Source organism: Vibrio sp. Sgm 5 (genome assembly GCF_026241575.1).
In the GTDB taxonomy this organism is placed as follows: domain Bacteria; phylum Pseudomonadota; class Gammaproteobacteria; order Enterobacterales; family Vibrionaceae; genus Vibrio; species Vibrio jasicida.
In genome coordinates this window covers 59955-84839 of sequence record NZ_JAPHPY010000024.1, presented here as the reverse complement: position 1 = coordinate 84839, position 24885 = coordinate 59955, and the positions used below count along the sequence as shown (strand labels likewise).

At 44.5% G+C, this 24885-nt stretch carries 24 protein-coding genes; 6 read left to right on the top strand and 18 right to left on the bottom strand.

The annotated features are described in order from the left end of the window. Nucleotides 1–118: 118 nt before the first annotated feature. On the bottom strand, nt 119–1264 hold the full coding sequence (locus OQJ86_RS14670) for a patatin-like phospholipase family protein (RefSeq protein ID WP_038881635.1): 1146 nt from the start codon (nt 1262–1264) through the stop codon (nt 119–121). A 22-nt stretch (nt 1265–1286) separates the two neighbouring features. Then, on the bottom strand, nt 1287–1379 hold the full coding sequence (locus OQJ86_RS14665; RefSeq protein WP_005444835.1) for a YnhF family membrane protein: 93 nt from the start codon (nt 1377–1379) through the stop codon (nt 1287–1289). 127 nt (nt 1380–1506) lie between these two features. Here OQJ86_RS14665 and OQJ86_RS14660 point away from each other — a divergent pair, with 127 nt between their 5' ends. From OQJ86_RS14660 to OQJ86_RS14650, 3 genes are all read left to right on the top strand, one after another. Beyond that, entirely contained in the window at nt 1507–2097 is a 591-nt protein-coding gene (locus OQJ86_RS14660) for an outer membrane beta-barrel protein (protein WP_038881634.1), read from the top strand. 466 nt (nt 2098–2563) lie between these two features. Further along, nucleotides 2564–4024 (top strand): sodium-dependent transporter, encoded by a 1461-nt coding sequence (locus OQJ86_RS14655; protein WP_265988229.1) that lies wholly within the window; start codon nt 2564–2566, stop codon nt 4022–4024. Then, on the top strand, nt 4024–4119 hold the full coding sequence (locus tag OQJ86_RS14650; RefSeq protein WP_095760653.1) for a MetS family NSS transporter small subunit: 96 nt from the start codon (nt 4024–4026) through the stop codon (nt 4117–4119). The genes OQJ86_RS14655 and OQJ86_RS14650 overlap by 1 nt, the downstream gene beginning before the upstream one ends. A 58-nt stretch (nt 4120–4177) precedes the next feature. Here OQJ86_RS14650 and OQJ86_RS14645 read toward each other — a convergent pair whose 3' ends face one another. From OQJ86_RS14645 to yceD, 15 genes are all read right to left on the bottom strand, one after another. Beyond that, the gene (locus tag OQJ86_RS14645; protein ID WP_038869518.1) at nt 4178–4579 is read right to left on the bottom strand and encodes a hypothetical protein; all 402 of its coding nucleotides are present in this window, start codon (nt 4577–4579) and stop codon (nt 4178–4180) included. A 243-nt stretch (nt 4580–4822) separates the two neighbouring features. Beyond that, the gene (gene ptsG, locus OQJ86_RS14640; protein WP_038869464.1) at nt 4823–6253 is read right to left on the bottom strand and encodes a PTS glucose transporter subunit IIBC; all 1431 of its coding nucleotides are present in this window, start codon (nt 6251–6253) and stop codon (nt 4823–4825) included. A 445-nt stretch (nt 6254–6698) separates the two neighbouring features. Next, nucleotides 6699–7466 (bottom strand): TatD family hydrolase, encoded by a 768-nt coding sequence (locus OQJ86_RS14635; RefSeq protein WP_038869462.1) that lies wholly within the window; start codon nt 7464–7466, stop codon nt 6699–6701. Beyond that, nucleotides 7457–8419, bottom strand: a complete 963-nt coding sequence (locus OQJ86_RS14630; protein ID WP_038869460.1) for a DNA polymerase III subunit delta' — start codon at nt 8417–8419, stop codon at nt 7457–7459. Before OQJ86_RS14630 ends, OQJ86_RS14635 begins: the two co-directional genes overlap by 10 nt. 24 nt (nt 8420–8443) lie before the next feature. After that, nucleotides 8444–9076 (bottom strand): dTMP kinase, encoded by a 633-nt coding sequence (gene tmk / locus OQJ86_RS14625; RefSeq protein ID WP_038869457.1) that lies wholly within the window; start codon nt 9074–9076, stop codon nt 8444–8446. Beyond that, complete coding sequence (mltG, locus tag OQJ86_RS14620; RefSeq protein ID WP_104036861.1) at nt 9073–10089, bottom strand: endolytic transglycosylase MltG; 1017 nt, start codon at nt 10087–10089, stop codon at nt 9073–9075. The genes tmk and mltG overlap by 4 nt, the downstream gene beginning before the upstream one ends. Beyond that, complete coding sequence (gene pabC, locus OQJ86_RS14615; protein WP_237303388.1) at nt 10086–10901, bottom strand: aminodeoxychorismate lyase; 816 nt, start codon at nt 10899–10901, stop codon at nt 10086–10088. The genes mltG and pabC overlap by 4 nt, the downstream gene beginning before the upstream one ends. 106 nt (nt 10902–11007) lie before the next feature. Further along, a complete protein-coding gene (fabF, locus tag OQJ86_RS14610) occupies nt 11008–12255 on the bottom strand; it encodes a beta-ketoacyl-ACP synthase II (protein ID WP_038869452.1) in 1248 nt (415 codons plus the stop codon). A 93-nt stretch (nt 12256–12348) separates the two neighbouring features. Then, nucleotides 12349–12582: an acyl carrier protein gene (acpP, locus tag OQJ86_RS14605; RefSeq protein ID WP_004406112.1), complete on the bottom strand. Its 234-nt coding sequence runs from the start codon at nt 12580–12582 to the stop codon at nt 12349–12351. A 245-nt stretch (nt 12583–12827) separates the two neighbouring features. Continuing rightward, nucleotides 12828–13562 (bottom strand): 3-oxoacyl-ACP reductase FabG, encoded by a 735-nt coding sequence (gene fabG / locus OQJ86_RS14600; RefSeq protein WP_026000247.1) that lies wholly within the window; start codon nt 13560–13562, stop codon nt 12828–12830. 34 nt (nt 13563–13596) lie between these two features. Then, nucleotides 13597–14520 (bottom strand): ACP S-malonyltransferase, encoded by a 924-nt coding sequence (fabD, locus tag OQJ86_RS14595; protein ID WP_038869450.1) that lies wholly within the window; start codon nt 14518–14520, stop codon nt 13597–13599. Between the two features lie 76 nt (nt 14521–14596). Next, nucleotides 14597–15547, bottom strand: coding sequence for a beta-ketoacyl-ACP synthase III (locus OQJ86_RS14590; protein ID WP_038869448.1), 951 nt, complete (start codon nt 15545–15547; stop codon nt 14597–14599). 5 nt (nt 15548–15552) lie between these two features. After that, nucleotides 15553–16578: a phosphate acyltransferase PlsX gene (plsX, locus tag OQJ86_RS14585; RefSeq protein ID WP_038869447.1), complete on the bottom strand. Its 1026-nt coding sequence runs from the start codon at nt 16576–16578 to the stop codon at nt 15553–15555. A gap of 10 nt (nt 16579–16588) precedes the next feature. Then, a complete protein-coding gene (gene rpmF, locus OQJ86_RS14580) occupies nt 16589–16759 on the bottom strand; it encodes a 50S ribosomal protein L32 (protein WP_005396978.1) in 171 nt (56 codons plus the stop codon). A gap of 59 nt (nt 16760–16818) precedes the next feature. Further along, nucleotides 16819–17343, bottom strand: coding sequence for a 23S rRNA accumulation protein YceD (gene yceD, locus OQJ86_RS14575; RefSeq protein WP_038869444.1), 525 nt, complete (start codon nt 17341–17343; stop codon nt 16819–16821). A gap of 149 nt (nt 17344–17492) precedes the next feature. Here yceD and OQJ86_RS14570 point away from each other — a divergent pair, with 149 nt between their 5' ends. After that, nucleotides 17493–18074, top strand: coding sequence for a Maf family protein (locus OQJ86_RS14570; RefSeq protein WP_038869442.1), 582 nt, complete (start codon nt 17493–17495; stop codon nt 18072–18074). 265 nt (nt 18075–18339) lie between these two features. On the opposite strand, the gene rluC is transcribed toward OQJ86_RS14570, so the two are convergent. Continuing rightward, nucleotides 18340–19284 (bottom strand): 23S rRNA pseudouridine(955/2504/2580) synthase RluC, encoded by a 945-nt coding sequence (gene rluC, locus OQJ86_RS14565; RefSeq protein ID WP_009707033.1) that lies wholly within the window; start codon nt 19282–19284, stop codon nt 18340–18342. A gap of 636 nt (nt 19285–19920) precedes the next feature. Between rluC and rne the strand changes: the two genes are divergently transcribed. Together rne and OQJ86_RS14555 are read left to right on the top strand one after the other, a co-directional pair. Further along, nucleotides 19921–22995 carry a ribonuclease E gene (gene rne / locus OQJ86_RS14560; RefSeq protein WP_265988188.1) on the top strand — a complete coding sequence of 1025 codons (3075 nt, stop codon included), beginning with the start codon at nt 19921–19923 and terminating at the stop codon, nt 22993–22995. A gap of 321 nt (nt 22996–23316) precedes the next feature. Then, nucleotides 23317–24876 carry a SulP family inorganic anion transporter gene (locus tag OQJ86_RS14555; protein WP_038869435.1) on the top strand — a complete coding sequence of 520 codons (1560 nt, stop codon included), beginning with the start codon at nt 23317–23319 and terminating at the stop codon, nt 24874–24876. The last annotated feature ends 9 nt before the right edge of the window (nt 24877–24885 follow it).

Below are 24885 nucleotides of genomic sequence, written 5' to 3'. Positions count from 1 at the left end.
ATCAGATCACACACACGTGAAAGAGTTCAAAAAAAATACCCAAGCTACAAGCTTGGGGATTTGTGTATAAGAGACAGCCAACTGGAGCCTTTTCTTTTATCGAATTACGGATTCAAACCTAAGCGGTCTCTCGGCCATCTACGTTTAACTTATCATAGAGCTGAATTAGGTTAAAACCCGCTTGTAGTCCGAGTTGGTAGTCATGCTCTAGCGCTTCTGGGTCACTAAGTAGAGAAGAGGATTGGAGTTCTTCTTTAGGAGCCAACTGGAGGATAAAGGTATCATCAGGCGGCGCAGACAAGAAAGCTTGTGTCAGTTCGAACGTTTGGTAGTGAATCATCAACATATCTGCCAGCCCGGAGTCGAAGTTCTCTCCGATCAAATGACTCAAACGATACAAATTGTCCGCCCCAAACAACCAACGTCCGCCATTCAGCAGTTTGTGGCCAGTTAACTTAGAGTCATGAGCGGCATTGATTTTTTGTTGAAGGAAGTCACTCCAATCATCTTTCCATTGAGTAACTTTTTGTTGCCAAGATTCTTGTACTGAATTGATAGATTCTCGATACCACTCAACGCCACCATCACCAATCTCACTTTGCGCTTTAGCTTCTGATTCAGAAAAAGGCTCGGTACGAATCACAATAATATTACGTGCATTTTGTCGCCATGCTTCTTGCACTGGGATAGACGCAGATACACCTCCATCCACAAACTGCTGACCATTAATACTCACGGGGCTTTGGTACAATTTTGGTATGGCGCACGTCGCTACCATGGTATTAACCCAATTTTGGCTCAAAATCGGCAGGTATTGATCTGAGAGAGTGTCGGCGTTAGTAACCGCTGCGAAGGCGTTACGGGCTCCTAACACACTTTTACCCATATCTAAGTCAAGTTTGTAAGGGTAATCCTGAATCCGCTCTAAGGCCCATTCTAGCCCCAAATACTGCTTTTTACGGATGTAGCGGAAGAGATTGAAGAATTCGTCAGATGTCGTGAGGTCAGTAATGAAAGCTTTCCCCATTCCGTGTTGTCGGCAGAGATAAGCACAGAGGTTAAGCGCGCCGGCTGAAGTTCCATAGAACTCATCAAACGGGTCGAAATTGGAAAGGAGAAATGCATCCAATACACCAGCGGTAAAAATCCCTCTCTGCCCTCCACCTTGTGCGACAAGGGCAGTTTTGCCATTTCTAAAGCGCTCGTAAACATCTACATCAAGCTCTGCATGGCTGTCGGTGATTATACCGCTGTTACGTATCATAGGCGTGATGCCAGTATGTTAGTTAAGCCGTAGTAATCGCAATAATGCCAAAAGACAGTAAAACTGCGAACACCGTGACGACAATGAGTAGGGCGGATTTTAGATCGTGTTCCATAGACACCTCCTTTAGTTGTAACAAATTAATAACACCAGTGTGAATTATGTTCAAGAATTGCCTAATTTAGTCGCACGATTTTGACTAAGGCATCACAATTAGCTTAGTCATAATAAGGAGATAGCAAATGAACTATAAAATTGGCTGGCTAGTTGGGAGTATCTTATTGAGCAGTTCTATGGCTGCTCAAGCAAACGTTATCGTTACTCCCTACGTCGGCTTTACAGGGGGCGGAAAAGTAGAGGATGAAAACAGCCGCACCTACGATTTAGACCCTTCCATCAATTATGCGATATCCGTAGAAACACCTTTCGAGATGGGTCGTATTGGTTTTTTCTATTCAAACCAATCCTCAGAACTACAAGACATCAATAACTCCGCAGATATTCACTATCTCCAATTTCAAAGCAGTATTTACTACCCTCTTTCTCAAGGATGGCAAACCTATGTTGGCTTGGGATTAGGAGCCTCTTATGCCGATGTTGATTGGGTTAATGACAAATACGGGTTTTCTGGCAGTGCTTTCGCCGGTCTTGAATACGAATTCTCGAAAACCTTTGCGATGACAGCTCAGATCCGTTGGTTGGGCACTGTTGTCGATAACGACACATCAGGAGCCTGCGTCCTACCGACTGACGGTTCATCTTGTATTATCAAGTTTGAAACCGATTGGATGAACCAATTCCAGTCAAATATTGGTTTTACCTTCCGCTTCTAACACGTCGTTTTAACGTAATATCTTCTATAGGGTGTCATCAATACAGACAGACGCCCTATAAAACAAAAACAGTTTATTAGACCAAGATCACATTGATAATTTAGATATTTATTTCAAAAATAACCACTAGTTACCGATCGTATGCCCTACAAAAACACCATTTAACAATATTTAAACCACATAAAATCCTGCCATTAACATTTAGAATCTATTGCGCTAAATAATGTAAAAAGTTAGTCTAACTACAGAAAGCAGAAGAATATTTCAGCTTTTACAAACACACATCAAAATACTAAGCATTTAATTCTAATTCTTTGCAGGCATTGCAAAGTAAAACACCAGAATTTTGTAACAATTCGGAATTAAGGACAAAAACTGATGGATAACAGTTGCCCTTTCTTCTACTGGTTTTTTTCATAATGCCTGAAAGAGCTTCATTCCTTAGGGAGTTGTACAGGAGTCAAATATGAAGCGAGAACAATGGGGATCCCGTGCGGGATTCATTTTAGCCGCAGTCGGTTCAGCCATCGGTTTGGGTAACATCTGGCGTTTCCCTTATATGGCTTATGAGAATGGTGGCGGTGCCTTTTTTATTCCTTACCTTTTCGCCATGATCACAGCAGGTATTCCATTCATGATCCTAGAGTTCAGTATGGGTCAAAAGTACCGTGGTTCTGCGCCAAAAACACTCGCGAAGATCCACTCTAAGTTTGAGTGGTTAGGTTGGTTTCAGGTGGGTGTTGCTGCAGTTATCGCAGTCTATTACGTTGCCGTTATTGGTTGGGCAATTTCTTATTTTGGTATGTCGTTTACTCAAAGCTGGGGCTCAGATACGAATGCATTCTTCTTTAGTGAATACCTAAAGCTTGGCGATAATTCACCAACGGATTTAGGCAGTATTCAATGGAAGATCGCAGCATCTATGTTGATTGCTTGGGCGATTACCTACACAGCCATTGTGAGCGGTGTTAAATCGGGTATTGAACGCGCTTCAAAGATCATGATGCCTATTTTGTTTGTTATGGTGATCTTCTTGATTGGCCGCATGATTTTCCTACCTGGTGCGCTAGATGGTGTGAACTACATGTTCGAGCCTGATTTCAGCAAAATTTGGGATGTGAAGGTATGGGCTGCGGCTTATGGTCAAATCTTCTTCACGTTGAGCATTGGCTTTGCGATCATGCTGGCGTACTCAAGCTACCTACCAGAGAAATCGGACATCACCAATAACGCCTTTATGACGGTATTGATCAACTGTGGCTTCTCAATTCTATCGGGTATCATGATTTTCTCGGTGTTGGGTTATATGGCGCAAGAGCAAGGCAAACCACTCACTGAAGTTGTATCAGCAGGTGTTGGATTGGCATTTGTGACATTACCTGCGGCAATTAACTTATTACCAGCACCATACATTCTTGGCCCGCTGTTCTTCTTTGCTTTGGTTGTTGCTGGTTTAAGCTCGCACATTTCGATCATGGAGGCAGTCACTTCAGCGGTTATCGACAAGCTAAAATGGAGTCGTAAAAAAGCCGCTAACGTCGTAATTGGTGCGGGGTTTGTTGTTTCGATGGCATTCGCGACCAACGGCGGACTGCTTCTACTTGACCTTGTCGACCACTTCGCAAACAACGTTGGTATTATGGTTGGCGGCCTTGTAGAAATCGTTCTGATGGCTTGGTTATTGAAACAAGTGCCAGAAGTTCGCAATTACGTTAATGAACGCTCTGACTTCTCTATCGGTCAATGGTTTGAAATCTGTCTACGTTTCGTGACGCCTATCATGCTAGCGATTATCTTGGCAACAAAACTGTACGCGCTTATAACAGAAGGCTACGGTGGCTACGACCTAACCCTAGGTTGGGCAATGATTGCTGCGCTGTTCGTGTTTGGTGTATTAATTAACGTAATGAGCAAGGAGAAAGCGTAATGACGACAAGTGCAATCATCATGATGATTATCGGTCTGGGTATTACTTGGGGCGGAGCCGCAATTTGCATCAAACGTGCAATGAACAAGCAATAATCATAATTAGAAGTTAAAAAATAAAGTGCCGGCGACAAAGCCGGCATTTTTGTGTCTGTTAGAAATTATACTTGATACCAAGTGCCCCACCGATTTGTAGGTCAGGTCCTTTATAAAGCTCAAGTTCTGGGTGAATTTGAGCGTAGAGGTCCCAACCTTTAGATAAGTCCCAGTTCAAACCCAATGGAACACGGACACCAAATTCGTCATCCCACTCATACCAACCACCAATACCGACGTACCAGGTCAGTGGCATGCTTTGATCGAACGTCCCGCGCTTCGCAATGTAGTCAAACGCCATCCCATCATTACCAATGATGCCGCGATACTTATCTTCAATTTCAATCACGACACTCAACTGCTGATCAACAGCCATACCCACAGAAAAATTCTTTGGTCCATCTGCAGCCATTACGGCGCTTGGCAATGCAGCTGCTGCCAACAAAATTAGTTTTTTCATCAACATCTCCCCCTCTAAAAAACAGCGTGCATAATTCAAACATAACACCATTTTATTTTGTCAGTAACGAGTAAGGATGACGTACGAATAAAGCTACAAAGGTAAGGCTGAGAAGAAGATCACGCACTGTAACTAAGGAAGTGACTAAGAGAGAAAACAGTAACAATAGAAAAGAAAAAGGTAGACCAAAATTTACAGATCAAAAAAGGAGGCCGAAGCCTCCTTTTTTATGAATGACTGAGATTAGCCGTGGTTACGAATCCACTCATCCATTTCTGTTTTCAGGTTGTCAGACTTAGTACCGAAGATAGCCTGTACACCACCTGCAACAACTACAACACCAGCAGCGCCAAGTTGTTTTAGCTTGTCTTGGTCAACGGCTGCTGTATCAGCAACTGCTACACGTAGGCGAGTGATACATGCGTCTAGACCTGTGATGTTAGCTTTACCGCCGAATGCAGCAACAAGCTCACCAGCCATGTCTGAACCAGTCGCAACCGCAGCAGTTTCTGTTTCATCTTCACGACCAGGAGTTTTTAGGTCAAGAGCAGTGATTACTGTGCGGAATACTACGTAGTAAATGACTGCGTAAACTAGACCAACAGCAACCATCAGACCCATCTTCTGAGCGTGGCCAGATAGAACTAGGAAGTCGATCAGACCGTGTGAGAATGATGTACCGTGTACGAAACCGAGAGTATTAGCAACAACGTATGCAGAACCAGCTAGTAGAGCGTGGATACCGTATAGTAGTGGAGCAACGAATAGGAATGAGAATTCGATTGGCTCAGTAATACCTGTTAGGAATGAAGTCAACGCAGCAGATGCCATGATACCCATTACTTTCGCGCGGTTTTCTGGTTTAGCACAGTGAGCAATTGCGATTGCTGCAGCCGGTAGACCAAACATCTTGAACATGTAACCACCCGCTAGCTGACCGAAGCCATTACCAGCAGCACGAGATGCTTCATCAGCAACTAGGTAACAAGTTAGTACGCCGTTTTGAGTTTCGCCCGCAGCGTTCACACAAGTACCAGCTTCGAAGAAGAATGGTACGTTCCATACGTGGTGTAGACCGAATGGGATTAGAGAACGTTCAACAACACCGTAAATACCGAATGCTAGTTGTGGGTTCTGATGTGCAGCCCAGTCAGAGAATGCAGAGATTGCACCGCCGATTGGTGGCCATACGAAAGAAAGTACTACCGCAAGGAAAATCGCAGCAAAACCAGTGATGATTGGCACTGCACGCTTACCAGCGAAGAAACCAAGGTACTCTGGAAGTTGAATTTTGAAGAAACGGTTGAATGCCCAAGCAGCAACACCACCGACAAGGATACCACCTAGTACGCCTGTATCGATTTTCTCAACGCCCATGATGCCAGCCATAACGCCAAGCGTTGCTGTCATAATGCCGTAACCAACAATAGCAGCAAGACCTGCTACACCGTCGTTGTTTGTGAAGCCAAGTGCTACACCAACAGCAAATAGAAGTGCCATTTGGCCGAATACTGAACCACCAGCTTGTTCCATAAGATTCGAAACGATCTCTGGAATGAAGCTAAGGTGGGCAGCACCAACACCTAGTAGAATACCTGCGACTGGCAAAACTGATACTGGTAGCATCAGAGCTTTACCAACTTTTTGCAGGTTTGCAAAAAGGTTCTTAAACATGTTTATGCTCCTGATAAATTATAAGTATTATTTGGGCACTAACGGCACACCCCCGTAGCCTCAATGTTAGCACCCAATGAAAATGTAACCACACGTTGCATTATATTTTCCGGCTCTAAATATATATTGATGGCCCTCAAACTTTCCACACAGTTACGAAATTTAGTTTCAAAACAAGTCTCAGATCACACCGAAAAAGCGCTAATGAAAAGGTTTGCATTAAACTTATATTACTGTTTTATAAAGACTTTATTATCAACAGAATTAATTTTAAGGCGTAAATAAAATAAAGACTGATGTTATTTTTAGTAACAAAATTACATTTGAGGGATTTGAATGCGGTTAAATCAACAAATTTAGTAAACATTAAACTAAATGATCTTTTTGGCGTATTTCTAAACAAAAAAGGGGCTATTGCCCCTTTTTTACTACGCTTATTGATTTTTCATCGCAAAAAAAGATTTCGGAAGTTTTCGGTGGTTTTTTGCCCTACCTCTGCTAGCGAGCATCCTTTTAGCTGTGCGATATAGGCTGCAACTTCGACTACGTAAGCGGGTTGGTTCTCTTTTCCACGATGTGGCACAGGAGCTAAATACGGTGAGTCCGTCTCAATAAGTAGCTTTTCTAGCGGTAATGCTTTCACTACTTCCTTCAATTCTGTCGCTTGACGGAAAGTCACAATACCCGAAATTGAGATGTAGAACCCCAAATCCAACGCAGCTTCTGCAAATGGCAGATCTTCCGTAAAACAATGAATCACACCACCACATTTATCCGCTCCACCTTTACGTAGAATTTCTAATGTATCTTCACGTGCGTTACGAGTATGAATGATGAGTGGTTTATTTAGTTCTACCGCTAATTCAACTTGCTGCTCAAAACGCTCTTTTTGCAGTCCCGCTGTCTCTGGTTTGTAATGATAATCTAACCCCGTTTCACCAATCGCCACGACTTTCTCGTGAGAAGCATGACGATGCAGCGTCTCTAGTGAAAATGCACTTTCCACATCAAGTGGGTGCACACCACAAGACGCGTATACATTATCGTAAGGCGTGATCAGCTCTAACATCTTAGGGAAAGAGTCCAACGTCACACCGACCGATAGAAGTTCGGTTACGTTAGCTTGTTTTGCTTTGTTAATAACGTCTTCAACATTGATATGAAGATCGTCGTAATTCAACTTGTCTAAATGACAATGCGAATCTACGAACATAATGCCTCTCGTGATTCAATTAACCAGTTCATTGATAGTAGTTCAAGGTTCAAACCCGGAAAATTCTGCACCTGTGCTTTAAGCTCAAGGAGCTTTTTCGTTGATAGGTACAACCCATCATAATTATTTGTTGGGAACTTCGTCGCGCCAGGCAGTTGATCCACCTCGACAACGCCAAACTGAGCCTTCTGCGCATCTGTTAATAAATACCATGCCCAGCCCAACGCTTTATCAGGGTTCTTCGCAATCATAGTCGCGCACTGAAAAACATCCGATATCGGCGAAGATAGCGTGTCGATAAAACAGCGTTCAAACGTTTGATATTCATCTAACTCGCCACTTTTCACAGCTTCTAGGGTTTTTATTGGAGAGCCCATATTCAACTTTAGCGCATAAGCAGGCACATTTGACTCGCCTTGCTCTTTAATCCAGTTCATTGCCTGTTCAGTCGAAGGGGATGCCACCACCCACTGCTGACAACGACTTTGAATCGTTGGCAGTAATCGCTCTTGATTGTGCGTGACAAGTAAGAACAAGCATTTGTGTCCTGGTTCTTCGAGTGTTTTTAACAAAGCATTAGATGCAGACTCATTCATTGCATCCGCAGGCTCGATAATAAACACACGATAGCCATTCAATTGAGAAGACTCATGAGCAAGACGATTACAGGCGCGAATCTGATCAACCGTAATCGCTTTGCCTTCTTTCTCTGGCCTTATCCAGTGTAAATCGGGATGGCTTTGAGACTTCACCAACTGACAGCTATGGCAAAAACCACAAGCTTCGCTGGCGTAGTTTTGGCACAACAAAGCATGACTGAAAACTTCCACGAGCTTATCCACGGCCAAACCTTTCTCACTTTGCAGCATCAAAGCGCCGGGAACCCGTTCGGAATCTAGGCTCGTTTTTAGGTTATCCCAAACTGGCTGTAACCATGGAAAATCATTCAACATGAATCACCTCAATCCAGATATCACTTATTGTTGCTCTAACCACTCATTAAGAGCGGCTTTGATGTCTCGTGACACTTCTTCAATCGTCTGTTGTGCGTTGATAATAACAATAGAGTCGTCTGCATTCGCCAGCTCTAAATAACGCTCACGAGTACGCTCGAAGAAGCTGATGTCCATCTTTTCAATACGATCAAGTTCGCCACGACCACGAGCACGCTCAAGACCGACACGTGGATCGATATCCATGTACAGTGTGAATGCAGGCTTGAACTCACCTAACGTGGTATCACGTAGGTTCTTCATAAGAGATGCATCGATTTGACGACCACCACCTTGGTAAGCCTGAGAAGACAAATCATGACGATCGCCCACCACCCACTGTTCGTTTGCTAGAGCTGGCTTGATGACGTTTTCGACTAGCTGAACACGCGCTGCGTAAAGCAAAAGCAGTTCGGTCATGTCTTTTAGGTCTTCACCCTCATGCTCTTCTTTTACAAGCGCACGCATTTTTTCTGCTAGCGGTGTGCCACCAGGTTCACGAGTATTAACAATGTTTTCGATACCCGCCATCTTTAGCGTATCTAAAACTGTTTTAATGGCAGTGCTTTTACCCGCGCCTTCTAGGCCCTCAACGACAATAAAGTTTGCTTTCATCATTTGTTCTTTCTTAGTTCTCTTAAATAGGCACGTACAGCACGATTGTGCTCAGCAAGGGATTTCGAAAATACATGTCCGCCCTTTCCACTTGCTACGAAATATAGATAGTTGCTGTTTTCTGGGTTTAAAGCCGCTTCAATCGATGCTTCACCAGCCATGGCAATTGGTGTTGGCGGCAAGCCATTAATCGTGTAAGTGTTGTATGGCGTTGGTGTTCGTAAGTCTTTCTTCCTGATGTTGCCATCATACGCATCGCCCATACCATAGATAACCGTCGGGTCTGTTTGTAGGCGCATACGTTTATTTAAACGGTTTACAAACACAGAAGCTACACGTTCACGCTCAGAATCAATCGCCGTCTCTTTCTCGATGATAGACGCTAAGATCAATGCTTCATATTTATCTTTGATTGGCAGTTTTTCTTGGCGTTGCACCCAGTGAGCATCCAAAATGGCATTCAACTTATCATGAGCACGCTTCAGAATTTGACTTTCACTTGCGCCCGCAGTGTAGTGATACGTCTCTGCTAAAAACAAACCTTCTAGCTTATCTCGTTTAATACCCAATTTTTCCGCCATCTGTTTTTCAGATAAATCTGTCATATCATGCTTAACATATGGCGCAGCACTCAGTTGTTCGACCCACTCAGAAAAACGGCTCCCCTCAACAAACGTAATCGCAAATTGATGCTCTTTGCCAGTATTAAGTTGTTCGAGAGTTTCGTACAACGACACACTAGGCTCAAGTTGGTAAGTGCCTGCTCGCACCTGAAGAAGCTCTGGGTAAAGGTGGGGCATTAAACGAATGTAATCAGAAGCTTCTATGATGTCGTCTTTTACAAGATCACGCATCACTCGGTGAAAGCTGGTGCCATTTTCTACGGTAAACAGCTGAGGCTGCTCTATAAGAATTGGCGAGTTAACATATTGCTTAGTCTGTGAAACAACGTAAAAAACACCAGCTGCACCAATAACGGCAATCAGTACAACAAAAGCAAACAGTTTTTTAATCACGTATTTAGATTCCCTTGAAGTCGTTGTGTCAATTTTCCAATTGGAAATAGAGTCTTATTGTTTTGCGACGAAATGCTCCTAACAGGAGCAACACCTAATAGAGAGTTACACATCCAGATCTCATCGGCCTCAAGCAGCTCGGCAAGCGAATAAGTACTCACTGCCACTTTAATACCAATAACATCTAAATATTCCAGAACTTTACGGCGCTGGACGCCAGCGACACCAGATAAACTCAAATCCGGTGTAAACACACTATTATCTTTAACCCAAAAAAGGTTTGCCATTGTAGTTTCAATGACATGATTTTGCACATTTAACGTCACAGCATCGGTAAATTCAGAGCCCTCTATTTCTGCTTTGGCGAGAACTTGTTCTATTCGGTTATTATGCTTATGTCCGGCCAGAAGCGGTTGAATACCAAGGCGGGTTTCACAGACCCCTAAGTGAACACCATTTTCTTGCCAAAAAGGATAATGAGAAGGAAACGCAAAGTTAGAGACACTGACCGTAGGTCCCTCAATGCCACTTGGACTGTACCCTCGCCCACCTTCACCACGGCTGATGTGAATTTTGATACCTGCCAATTCATCTTTCAAAATAGCTTGGGTAGCCCATTCATGGACAGTGCACCAATTTGGAGAAGGTATTTGTAATGTTTTTAGGCACGCCTCCAACCGCTCGATATGTTCTGGCCAATAAACCAGTTCACCTTTTTTAGTCAAAATAGTGGTGAAGCAACCATCGCCATACTGAAAAGAACGATCGCTAACTGAAACGTGCGTTTGTGGAAGTCCATTTACCCAGAACATTCAAATACCCTTGCTTTGTGAGCGCCAAATAAAACAAAACGGCTCAATGCTAAGCATCGAGCCGTTAGAATACAAGTTTCGTGTCTCTAAACAGTGTTAGAGATTTTTACTCAGCAAATTTTTTGAATACAAGCGAACCGTTTGTTCCGCCGAAGCCGAACGAATTACAGATAGCGTATTCCATATCAACTTTACGCGCTGTGTGCGGCACAAGGTCGATATCTAAGCCTTCTTCTGGATCATCAAGGTTGATCGTTGGTGGAACAATTTGGTCAACCAGCGATAGAACCGTAATAATAGCTTCAACCGAACCTGCAGCACCTAGTAGGTGACCAGTCATCGATTTAGTCGAAGAGACAAGTACTTGCTTAGAGCCTTCTTCACCAAGAGCACGTTTCACACCCTTGATTTCAGCAACGTCACCCGCAGGCGTTGATGTACCGTGAGCATTCACGTAACCAACTTGAGTACCTGTGATGTTTGCGTCACGCATTGCTGCTTCCATCGCTAGAGCGCCACCTGAACCATCTTCACTTGGAGAAGTCATGTGGTAAGCGTCACCAGACATGCCAAAGCCAACAAGCTCTGCGTAAATCTTAGCGCCGCGTGCTTTCGCGTGTTCATACTCTTCAAGAACCATAATACCGGCACCGTCACCAAGAACGAAACCATCACGGCCTTTATCCCAAGGACGAGACGCTTTTTGTGGTTCGTCATTGCGAGTAGAAAGCGCTTTTGCTGCACCAAAACCAGCCATACCTAGTGGAGTAGATGCTTTTTCAGCACCACCAGCAACCATAGCTTCAGCGTCACCGTATGCGATCATACGTGCCGCGTGGCCAATGTTGTGAAGACCAGTAGTACATGCTGTAGAGATCGCGATATTTGGACCACGAAGACCACGCATGATAGATAGGTTACCTGCAACCATGTTTACGATGGTCGAAGGAACAAAAAATGGGCTAACTTTGCGAGGGCCTTTATCAACAAGTGCTGTATGACCTGTTTCGATAAGGTCTAGGCCGCCAATGCCTGAGCCGATTGCAACACCAACTCGAGCCGCGTTTTCTTCGGTAATTTGTAAGCCAGAGTCATCTAGCGCTTGGATACCAGCAGCAATGCCGTATTGGATGAATAGATCCATTTTACGCGCATCTTTTTTAGACATGTACTCTGTGCAATCGAAATCTTTTACAAGACCTGCAAAACGAGTTGAGAAGTTTGTTGCATCGAAATGTTCGATGTTAACAATACCACTTTGACCTTCTAGCAGGGCTTTCCAAGATGATTCGACTGTGTTGCCTACCGGTGACAACATACCCATGCCAGTGACAACTACACGACGCTTGGACACGATATAATTCTCCGGGAATTGAATGTTTCTATGAGAGGATAGAAGAAGTTAGAAAGAACACAGGCGGTCTAGGAGACCGCCTGGGAGAGATAATTACTGAGCGCTGTTTACGTAGTCGATTGCAGCTTGAACAGTAGTGATTTTCTCAGCTTCTTCGTCAGGAATCTCAGTGTCGAATTCCTCTTCTAGAGCCATAACTAGCTCTACAGTGTCTAGAGAATCAGCACCTAGATCATCAACAAATGAAGCTTCGTTTTTAACTTCTGCTTCGTCTACACCTAGCTGTTCAACAATGATTTTCTTTACGCGTTCTTCGATGTTGCTCATTTTTCTTTTCCTTTACAGATTTCGCCTAATGCGATGATTCCGTAGTTTATTCGAACTATTGAAAGTTGCAAGGGGGTCCTTGCTGGTCAAACCACAAAATTAGCGAATTTAACCGAATTTCAATACATTTTTGACTTAAATCATGCACAAATCTTGCGCATGAGCATGACAACTTAATGACAGTTAACAGCAACTATAGGCTATTTTTCACAAAGTAAAACAGCTTATTTTGCGCGAACTGTGCATTAAACCATGTACATGCCACCATTTACATGCAAAGTTTCACCAGTAATGTAAGCCGCTTCAGGTGAAGCAAGGAACACAACTGCTGATGCAATTTCACGTGGGTCACCTAGACGACCTGCAGGCACGTTTGACAACGTTGCTGCACGTTGGTCATCATTTAGCGCCTTAGTCATGTCAGTTTCAATAAAACCAGGTGCTACTGTATTTACTGTCACGCCACGAGAAGCAACTTCACGAGCCATCGACTTAGTAAAGCCAATCACGCCCGCTTTTGCTGCAGCATAGTTAGTTTGACCAGCGTTACCCATAGTACCAACAACTGAACCTACATTGATGATACGACCCGCACGTTTTTTCATCATGCCGCGTAAAACCGCTTTAGACATGCGATAGATAGGCGTTAGGTTCGTATTGATGATGTCATTCCACTCATCATCTTTCATGCGCATAAGTAGGTTATCACGCGTGATACCAGCGTTGTTAACTAGGATATCGATCGCACCAAACTCATCGTTGATGTTTTTTAGTGTCGCTTCGATTGACTCAACGTCAGTTACGTTAAGTGCAAGGCCTTTGCCATTTTCACCTAGGTATTCGCTGATCGCTGCTGCGCCGCCTTCAGACGTTGCAGTACCGATAACTGTCGCACCGCGTTCAACAAGAAGTTCAGCAATTGCACGACCAATGCCACGGCTCGCGCCTGTCACTAGGGCAATTTTACCTTCTAGATTCATCATGTTGTGTTTCCCTTTTCTTATCGTGAGTAAATTACTTAGCGGCTTCTAGCGACGCGACGTCGTTAACAGCTGCTGCGCTTAGTGTTTTCACGATACGTTTTGTTAGACCTGTAAGTACTTTACCAGGACCAAGCTCAAGAAGATTTTCTACGCCTTGCTCACTCATTAGCTGCACGCTCTCAGTCCAGCGAACTGGGCTGTGTAACTGGCGAACAAGTGCATCTTTGATTTTTGCAGGATCTGTTTCTGCTGCCACATCAACGTTGTTGATTACTGGAAGCTGTGGCGCATTGAATTCAATAGACTCTAGCGCAACAGCTAGTTTCTCTGCTGCTGGTTTCATTAGTGCACAGTGTGAAGGCACAGAAACTGGAAGAGGAAGAGCACGTTTAGCACCTGCTTCTTTACATAGTGCGCCGGCGCGCTCTACTGCGTCTTTGCTACCTGCAATAACAACTTGACCAGGCGAGTTGAAGTTTACTGGAGAAACGACGTCACCTTGTGCTGCTTCTTCACAAGCTTTTGCAATGGCTTCGTCATCTAAACCGATGATCGCGTACATTGCACCAGTACCCGCAGGTACCGCTTCTTGCATCAGTTGACCACGTAGCTCAACCAGTTTGATTGCTTCTTTAAAGTCAATCACACCAGCACACACAAGCGCTGAATACTCACCTAGGCTGTGACCCGCTAGGTTTGCTGGTTGCTCTAGACCAAGATCTTGCCATACACGCCAGATAGCCACAGATGATGCTAGTAATGCAGGCTGAGTACGGAAAGTTTGGTTTAGATCTTCTGCAGGTCCATTTTGAACAAGCGCCCATAGGTCGTAACCTAGTGCGTCAGATGCTTCTGCAAATGTTTGTTTCACTACGTCATATTGTTCGCCTAGGTCAGCAAGCATACCTACAGCTTGTGAACCTTGACCTGGAAATACGATAGCAAACTTGCTCATGTTGTTTTCCTTTAAGCAAAGTAAAAAGAAATAAGATGCACCGCAGCGCATCTTAAATTTTGAATTCTTGTGAAAGTTAGAACTTCACCAGAGCTGAGCCCCAAGTGAATCCGCCGCCAAACGCTTCAAGAAGCAGAGTTTGACCACGTTTAATACGACCATCACGTACCGCTTCATCCAGTGCTGTTGGCACGGTTGCTGCTGATGTGTTGCCGTGTTTATCAAGTGTAATCACGACTTGGTCTAGTGACATCGAAAGCTTCTTCGCTGTCGCTGAAATGATGCGGTAGTTCGCTTGATGCGGAACCAGCCAGTCTAGTTCAGACTTATGCATGTCGTTCGCTTCAAGCGTGTCTTTTACTAGCCTTGAAAGCTGAGTAACGGCTACTTTGAACACTTCGTTTCCAGCCATATGCAGCCACTTGTTCGCATCTTTACCACGTTCAGGAACAGGCAGGCTCAATAGATCGCCAAACTGGCCGTCTGAATATACGTGCGTAGAGATAATACCAGGCTCTTCGCTTGCACCAAGGACAACGGCACCCGCAGCATCACCAAATAAGATGATAGTTGAGCGATCCGTTGGATCACATGTTTTCGACAATGCGTCTGCACCAATCACAAGCACATTTTTGCACATGCCAGATTTGATGTGTTGATCAGCAACAGACAATGCGTATACAAAGCCTGAACAAGCAGCGGCTAAGTCGAATGCAGGACAACCTTTAATGCCAAGCTTTCCTTGCACCTGACACGCAGATGAAGGGAAAGTATGGCTACTGCTAGTAGTAGCAACGATAATCAGGTCGATATCGTTTTTGTCGATGCCGGCCATATCGATAGCGTTTTCAGCTGCGTAGAATGCCATATCTGCAACTGTTTCATCTTCAGCTGCAATTCGACGCTCTTTAATACCAGTACGAGCTACGATCCACTCGTCACTTGTATCTACCATTTTCTCTAGGTCTGCGTTAGTACGCACCTGAGATGGCAGGTAGCTGCCAGTACCTAAAATTTTGCTATACATGAAGACTAATAATGCCTCTCGAGTAAAACCGCTTCCAAACGATCGCTAATACGGCTTGGTACTTGTCGTTTGACCTCGTGTACTGCCTCGCCAAGTGCATTGACAATCGCAGATACATCCGCACTTCCATGGCTTTTTATGACGATGCCGCGCAATCCTAGCAAACTTGCGCCGTTATACTGGTCGGGGTTCAGTGTTTTTAGTTCATTAAATAGCCGAGAAAACAGTTTTCTAGCAATCCATCCCTTTATCGTTGATGCCATCATGCTGGTTTTTAGTTTTTCGATAAAGAGTTGCGCTGTTCCCTCGCTGGCTTTTAAGCATACGTTACCGACAAAGCCATCACAAACAATGACATCGGCCACGTCATGCAAAATTTGATTACCTTCAATATAACCCACAAAATTAATTGCGTCGGTTTGAGAAAGCATTTCTGCACAGCGTTTGACTAAATCGTTTCCTTTAATTTCTTCAGCACCAATATTCAGTACCGCCACTCGAGGTGGGTGGCCAAGATGCTCTTCGGCTAATGCACTGCCCATTACAGCAAACTGAAATAAACTGTCAGCATCGCACGACACATTTGCACCAAGATCTAACATCCAAGTACGTTTGCCACTGATGGTTGGTAATGCGGAAACTAAAGCAGGACGCTCAATACCAGGAAGCAGTTTAAGAATAAATCGTGAGAGCGCCATAAGGGCACCGGTGTTCCCACCACTCACACATGCATCTGCTCCGTTTTCAGAAACGAGATCGATAGCCATACGCATAGAGCTGTTTTGGCTGTTACGTAATGCTAATGAAGGCTTTTCTGAATTTGAAATCACTTTCTCGCTATGAAGAATGCTCAAACGAGAACTGGTCGAGGTGCCTAGTTGGGATAATTGAGACGTGATCAGAGGTTGATCACCTATAAGAATCACTTTTAGCTCTGGGAAATGAGACAGTGCCTGCACGGCGGCAGGCACTGTTACGCGTGGACCGAAATCCCCGCCCATTGCATCAAGTGCAACGGTAATACTTTGCAAAGGTTCAACCTTACTTGTTGATAACCTTTTGACCACGGTAGTAACCTTCAGCAGTTACGTTGTGGCGTAGGTGAGTTTCACCAGAAGTCGCGTCTACAGATAGTGCAGCTGTAGTTAGCGCATCGTGTGAACGACGCATACCGCGCTTAGAACGAGTTTTACGGTTTTTCTGTACGGCCATTGACCCTACTCCTATACTATTGGGTTAAAAACCTAAAGAAGAAGCGGCTACCACACCAGTTACTTTTTCAGATTTTTCAAAACGTCGAATGGATTCGGTTTTTCTTCCTCAATTTCTTCAGGAATCTCACCAAAAACCATGTTATTTGAATCAACGCTACAATCCGCTTCGTCGTGCATTGCGATTTGAGGCAATGTTAAGATGAACTCGTCTTCAACTAGTTGTATAAGGTCTAATTCACCGTACTCATTTAGATCTACCAAATCATAAATTTCTGGTGCTTCCTCTTCCGTCTTCTCACCGTAGTAAGGAGTGTAAAGGAATTCAACTTCACACTGATGTGTGAATACCTCATTACAACGCTGACACTCTAAATCGACTTCGATGTTAGCTTTACCAGAGATAACAACAAGTCGCTGTTCATCAAGATCAAATGACAATGAGACTTCTGCGTCGCGTTTTACGCCTTCAGTTGTTTCCGCTAAGCGCTTGAAAAGACTAGCTTGGATGATGCCATCGTAATCTAATCGTTTCTGTGCGGACTTCGCCGGATCAACCGTTCGCGGTATTTTTACCTTTTGCATAGGGCGCGAATATTATCTTCCAAATCAAAATTAGTCAAAGAAAAAGGCAAAAAAGTTGTACTTTTTTACGCTTAACATACAGAGCATTAGCCAGAATCGATTTTGATCGATTATCCTATTGGAAATGCTTGTGCGAATTGTAATTCAAAATGAAAAATTACCAACTGGTTTTAGCCTCAACCTCCCCTTTTCGTAAACAACTGCTGGAAAAACTAGCAGTGCCTTTTACTTGCTTGTCACCGAACAGCGACGAGACACCTTTGCCGAACGAGACACCTTTAGAATTGGTGCAAAGGCTCGCAATTAGTAAAGCCACCTCTTGTGACACAACCGATAACAGCTTAGTGATAGGCAGTGACCAAGTCTGTGTTATTGACGGTAATATAGTTGGCAAGCCGTTGAACCGAGAAAACGCCATTAAGCAATTATTAGCTCAAAGCGGTAAAACTATCACTTTCTATACTGGCCTTGCCGTACACAACACTAATACGAACCATACTGAGGTCGGCTTCGATACGTTTGAAGTGCATTTTAGAGCGTTAACCCAAGAACAAATCGAACGTTACGTCGATAGAGAAGAACCATTTTACTGCGCAGGCAGTTTTAAGAGTGAAGGCATGGGGATTTGTCTGTTTAAGAAGTTAGTCGGCAAAGATCCGAATACGTTAGTCGGGCTGCCGCTTATTGATTTGATCGACATGCTGCAAAAACAAGGGCTAGATATTTTGTAGGGAATCAGGAATCAGGAATCAGGAATCAGGAATCAGGAATCAGGAATCAGGAATCAGCTCTATTTTGTCTTTCTACATACCAATTCTGTCAACTCCAGTTAGAACTTAGCTTCTTTCACATGCCCTCCAACGGAGCGCTTCCGAATATTAGAGCGCTGCATTCCGAACGCCCTTGTAATCCAACTCAACGATCAAAAAAGCCGATGTATTAACATCGGCTTTTACATAGTTTTTTGCAGTCCAGAAGGAGTAGATACTCTTACCTCTACTTTTTACGCAAACCCGCTAAGACTTTCTCTAATTTCGCTTCCATCGGCGCGTTGATTTCCATCCACTCATCATTCGATGGGTGCTGGAACTTGATGTTAGCTGCGTGTAGGAACAAACGGTTCAAACCAACCTGACCAGTGTACGCATCAAAACGACGATCCCCATAGCGGTCATCCCATGCAATTGGGTGGCCCGTGTATTGAGTATGCACACGAATCTGGTGAGTACGCCCCGTAATTGGGCTGGCTTGAATCAACGTTGCTTGCTCGAACTTCTCCAACACTTTAAAACGCGTCTCAGACGGCTTACCGTTTGGATTCACTCGAACAATACTGTTCACTTCGTTTTTAAGAAGTGGCGCATTAACAACTTTGCAGCTGTTTTTCCACTCGCCCATCACAAGCGCGAAGTAAAACTTCTTCACTGTTTTCTCACGGAACTGTGCTTGCAGGTGACGCAGTGCTGAACGCTTCTTCGCAACAAGTAAGATTCCGGATGTATCACGGTCAATGCGATGAACAAGTTCAAGGAAGCGAGCTTGTGGACGCAATGCTCTGAGTGCCTCAATCGCACCAAACTTCAAACCACTTCCCCCGTGTACTGCCGTACCGGATGGCTTGTTGAGAATCAAAAGATGATCGTCTTCAAAAATGATCTTATCTTCTAACTCTGCCACTTTATTTAGCTTCGTACTTGGTGCAACGTCGTCTTCTTTCTTTTCTACCGTAACTGGAGGAATACGAACAAGATCGCCTGCTTTTAGTTTGTACTCTGCTTTAATGCGCTTTTTATTTACGCGTACTTCGCCCTTGCGCACAATTCGATAAATCATGCTCTTTGGGATGTCTTTTAATTGGTTACGCAAGAAATTATCAATGCGTTGACCCGCCATATCTTCGTCGATATCGACGAACTGGACTTGTGTTCTTATTTCGCTCATGGCCGCTATTGTAAACCCAAATCTGTGTGACTTCACATTATTCTTGCTGCAAAAGAAACACTTGTAGTCATAAATAGCCCCAAAACACGCCAAGCTTTTGTTTAGATTATTAAAAGTCTTTATCAACTTCTCTATTTGTTTCTCGTCTTTCTCAGTTTGCGAGACTCAAGTGCTTATGAAACAGCCAGTTATAAATTACAAAAATTGAATTTAGCGCCAATTTTTCCATCGTTTGCGCTAAAGCAGATTGCTGATATCAACCTGCGCTGCTATAGTTCACAGCTGCTAAGGAAGGTTTGGTTACATTTTGTTCATTACCAATCATTTACCCCAAGCAATGTGAGTAGGTTGTTGAATGTCAGGTGCAGCATTGGCGTAAGACACATTGAGTTCAACACACTTGTCACTCTACTCCTCGCATATTCACGTTGAGTATCAACCGCCCGAATAGCGGGTCACAAGTTTCCGTTTCCAACGAAACCCAAAAGAATTTGTGATGACTGAAGTGCCCGAGAGCATCCCCTTCCAGCCGGGAGGCTGCAAAATATAAGCCATGGGATCAGGCACCGTGAAAGAGCGAAAAACCAGTGACAAGTTGCAAAGAAATATAAAAGAAAAGACAACGAGAAATTTTCAATGAAAAGAATGTTAATTAACGCAACTCAAAAAGAAGAGTTGCGTGTCGCTCTGGTTGATGGCCAGCGACTTTTCGATCTTGATATCGAGAGTCCAGGTCATGAATCTAAAAAAGCGAATATCTACAAAGGACGTATCACACGTATCGAACCAAGCTTAGAAGCCGCATTTGTTGATTACGGTGCTGAGCGTCACGGTTTCCTCCCTCTCAAAGAAATTGCCCGCGAATATTTCCCTGAAGGTTACACTTACCAAGGTCGCCCAAGCATTAAAGAAGTGCTGACTGAAGGTCAAGAAGTAATCGTGCAAGTGGAAAAAGAAGAACGTGGTAGTAAGGGGGCAGCCCTAACTACGTTCATTTCTCTTGCGGGTAGCTACCTTGTTCTCATGCCTAATAACCCTCGTGCTGGCGGTATTTCTCGCCGTATCGAAGGTGACGAGCGCACTCAACTGAAAGCCGCTTTAAGCACGTTAGAACTACCACAAGGTATGGGTCTAATCGTACGTACTGCAGGCGTAGGTAAGAGTGCAGAAGAACTTGAGTGGGACTTGAACGTACTACTTAACCACTGGGGTGCGATTAAGGGCGCAGCAGATTCTAACCCTGCTCCATTCCTAATCCACCAAGAAAGTAACGTAATCGTTCGTGCAATCCGTGACTACCTACGTCGTGATATCGGTGAGATTCTAATCGACAGCAATACCATCTACGAACGTGCTAAAGAGCACATTCAGCTGGTACGCCCAGATTTCATCAGCCGCGTTAAAAAATACGAAGGCGAAGTACCGCTATTTAGCCACTACCAAATCGAAAGCCAAATTGAATCGGCTTTCCAACGTGAAGTGCGTCTACCATCCGGTGGTTCTATCGTAATCGACCCAACAGAAGCGCTAACTTCTATCGACATCAACTCTGCCCGCGCAACAAAGGGTGGTGATATCGAAGAAACAGCATTGAATACTAACTTAGAAGCAGCAGACGAAATTGCTCGTCAATTGCGTCTACGTGACCTTGGTGGTTTGGTTGTTATCGACTTTATCGATATGACACCAGTTCGCCACCAACGTGAAGTTGAAAACCGTCTACGTGAAGCGGTTCGCCTAGACCGTGCTCGCGTTCAGATTGGTCGTATTTCTCGCTTTGGCCTTCTAGAAATGTCTCGTCAACGTTTGAGCCCTTCTCTTGCAGAAGCGAGCCACCATATCTGTCCTCGCTGTAGCGGTACAGGTGTCGTTCGTGATAATGAATCCCTAGCTCTATCCGTCCTTCGTTTAATCGAAGAAGAAGCACTGAAAGACAACACCGCGCAAGTTCTTGCCGTTGTACCTGTTCCGATTGCCTCTTACCTTTTGAACGAAAAGCGTCGCTCAGTAAACCACATCGAGCGTATCCAAGAAGTTAAGATCACCGTTGTTCCTAACTCTGATATGGAAACGCCACACTTCGAAGTGATTCGTGTACGCGAAGGTGAAGAGTTTGACCTGCTTTCTTACCTACTTCCTAAGAAATTGGAAGCAATGAAAGAAGCAGAAGGCAAAGAACCTGTTGAAGTTGAAATCAAACCAAAACGTATTGAAGAACCAGTACTAAAAGGCTTCGCTTCACCAACTCAAACTGCACCAGCTCCGGCTTCTAAACCAGCACCAGCTGCTAAGAAGAAAGAAGTGGTACAGGAAGAGAAACCTGGGTTGTTCAGCCGTCTATTCAAAGCACTAGGTAGCTTCCTATTTGGTGGTTCTGAAGAAGTTAAAGAAGAGCCGAAACAAGAAGAGAAGAAACCAAACCGCGACAATAAACGCAACAAACGTGATCGCAACGACCGCCGTCGCAACAATCAGCGTGGCGAAAACCGTGAGAATCGTGGTGACAGAGATAACCGTGATGGCAACCGCGACAACAAACGTCGTCGTAAACCACGTGAAGAGCAGTCAACAGAGCAGAACGAAACACAGCAGCAGTCTAATAAACCGCAAAACCGTAACCAAAAGCGCAAGCCAAAACCTCAACAAGCTGAAAAAGCTCAAGAGCAAAAGGCAAACGCTAAAGTTGCGGAAAAAGGTCTACAACTAGCTGCCGAAGCTCGTACTGGTTCAGAGGCGAAGCCTGAAGAAAACAAAGCGAAGCCAAACGCGAAAGCAGAAAAAGTGAAAGAGCGTCGTCAACGTCGCAAACTGAACAAATCTGTTCGTGTGAAGGACCAACAAGCCGCCGAGCAAGCAGTTGAAACTGTAAAAGCCGTTGAACCTGTTGAAGCGCCAGTTGAAAAGCCAGTAGAGGCAGCAGCAGAAGCACAACAAGACAACAAGGCAGAGTCGAAGCAACGTCGTAACCGTCGTTCTCCACGTCACCTACGTGCAAGTGGTCAACGTCGTCGTCGTGGTCGTGATCGCCGCCCTAACCCATTCCGCCTACGTAAAGGTGGTGTAGCCTCTCCAGAGATGGCAATGGGTAAAGTAATGCCACGTTACATTCCAAAACCAGCGCCTAAGAAGGAAGAGCGAGTTCAGGAAGAAACCGTTATTGCAACATCAGCGGTACCAGCAATGCAAGGTGGTTTTGCTTGTCCAGAAATGGCGATGGGTAAAGTTATCATTCGTCGTGAACAACCTATTGTTACTGAAGCACCAGCTGTTGAACCGAAAGTTCAAGAGACTGTTGAAGCAAAAACTGAAACACCAGTTGTAGAAACGGTTGTTGTTGAAGCACCAGTCGTGGCTGAACAAGCTCCAGTTGTTGAAGTCGTTGAGGCTGTTGAAGCTCCAGTGGTTGACGCAACAGAAACCGTTGTAGAAGCAGCTCCTGTGGTAGAAGCGATTGAAGAAGCAGCAGAAGAAGTTGCCGTTGCAATCGAAACACCAGCAGTAACAGCAGAGCCAAAAGCAGAAGTCATCAAAGTTGTGGCTAAACCACAAGCTAGCGCACCAATGACGAAAGCACCGGGCCCTCAAGAAATTCGCGAAATTTCTGTTACCGCAGCACCACTTAAAGCTGAACGTTACACGTCGAAAGGCGCTGGTAGCCAAGTAGCAACAAACAGTGCAACAGCGGCAATGACAAAACCGAACTTTAACTAAGTTTAAAACTGTCATAGCTTAAAGCTAAATAAAAGGCTGCCATTTGGCAGCCTTTTTTGTTACTTATCGTGTTAACTGAAATTGTTCATATTAATATCAACGACTGATCACATTTGTTGGTCATTATCCCTATCATTCTTGAACTTAATCACACTTTTCGGTAGCATTCGCCGACTCAAGTTTTCGACACCATTCTGATGCTGCTCTTTTTTTACTACGGTTTGTGCTGATCGAAGTGGCTAACACTTCACCTATCAGTACTTGTGCAAATATGAATATGTGTCGAGAGAAATTCATCGCCAAGAGAACTCAATACAAACCATGTTCGAATTTCCTCAATTTTCTAAGCACTCCGTAAAAAATGATGTGCTTTCAGGCTTAACCGTTGCGCTTGCGCTGGTTCCTGAAGCAGTAGCATTCGCCTTCGTTGCAGGTGTAGATCCAATGGTCGGTCTATATGCTGCATTCATTGTAGGCCTTATCACCTCTATCTTTGGTGGCCGTCCTGGCATGATTTCAGGTGCGACCGGTGCAATGGCAGTGGTAATGGTATCGCTAGTTGCAACCCACGGCGTGCAATATCTATTTGCCGCGATTATGCTGGCGGGTATTCTTCAGATTGCCGCTGGTTTATTCAAACTAGGTAAATTCATCCGTATCGTTCCACATCCAGTAATGATTGGTTTTGTAAACGGTCTAGCTATTGTTATCTTCCTAGCACAGTTAGGTCAGTTTAAAGCGCCTGATATCAACGGTATGCTAACTTGGTTACCACAGGACCAAATGTTCCTTATGCTAGGTTTGGTTGCTTTGACGATGGGCATCATCCACTTCCTACCTAAGATCACCACAGCTGTGCCATCTTCGCTTGTTGCGATCGTGACAGTGACAGCGCTTGTTGTTGGTTTGGATCTGGAAACTCGCACAGTAGTAGACTTCCTACGTACTATGTCTGGTGACGAAGCAGCGACTTTGGCGGGCTCTCTCCCTACATTCTCCATTCCAGCGGTACCATTGACACTTGAAACACTACAAATCATTCTGCCGTACGCAATCATCCTTGCAGCTATCGGTCTGATTGAGTCTCTGTTGACGCTGACTGTTCTAGATGAAATGACGAATACTCGCGGTCAATCGAACCGTGAATGTATCGGTCAAGGCATGGCAAACATGACGTGTTCAGTATTTGGTGCGATGGGTGGCTGTGCAATGATTGGTCAATCAATGATCAACGTAAATTCAGGTGGTCGTGGTCGACTTTCTGGCATCGTTGCAGCAAGTGCACTTCTGATCTTTATCCTATTTGCATCATCGCTTATCGAAATGATCCCTCTAGCTGCGCTAGTCGGTGTGATGTTCATGGTTGTAATCGGCACATTTGAATGGGCGACCTTCAAGCTTGCACGACGTGTTCCTAAACAAGACTTCTTTGTTATCGTTCTAGTAACTGTCGTTACGGTGCTGACTGACCTTGCGGTAGCCGTTGCTGTCGGTGTTATTGCATCAGCGCTGATGTTTGCATGGCAGCACGCAAAACACATCTACGCAGACACTCGTTTGAATGAAGAAGGCTCTAAAGAATACAAAATCCATGGCCCTATCTTCTTCGGCTCAGCGGCAAACTTCCTAGAACTGTTTAACGCGCACGGCGATCCAAAAGATATTATCGTTGACTTCGCAGACTCTCGCGTAACAGATCACTCCGCAATCGAAGCGATTGAAACTTTGGCAGAGCGCTACGCTGCACTAGGTAAAACACTTCACCTACGTCACTTGAGCCCAGACTGCCGCAAGCTTCTTGATAAAGCTGGTAGCTTGGTTGAAATCAATGTGAAAGAAGATCCAAGCTATAAAGTAGCAACAGACATTCTAGCGGGTTAATCCCAAATT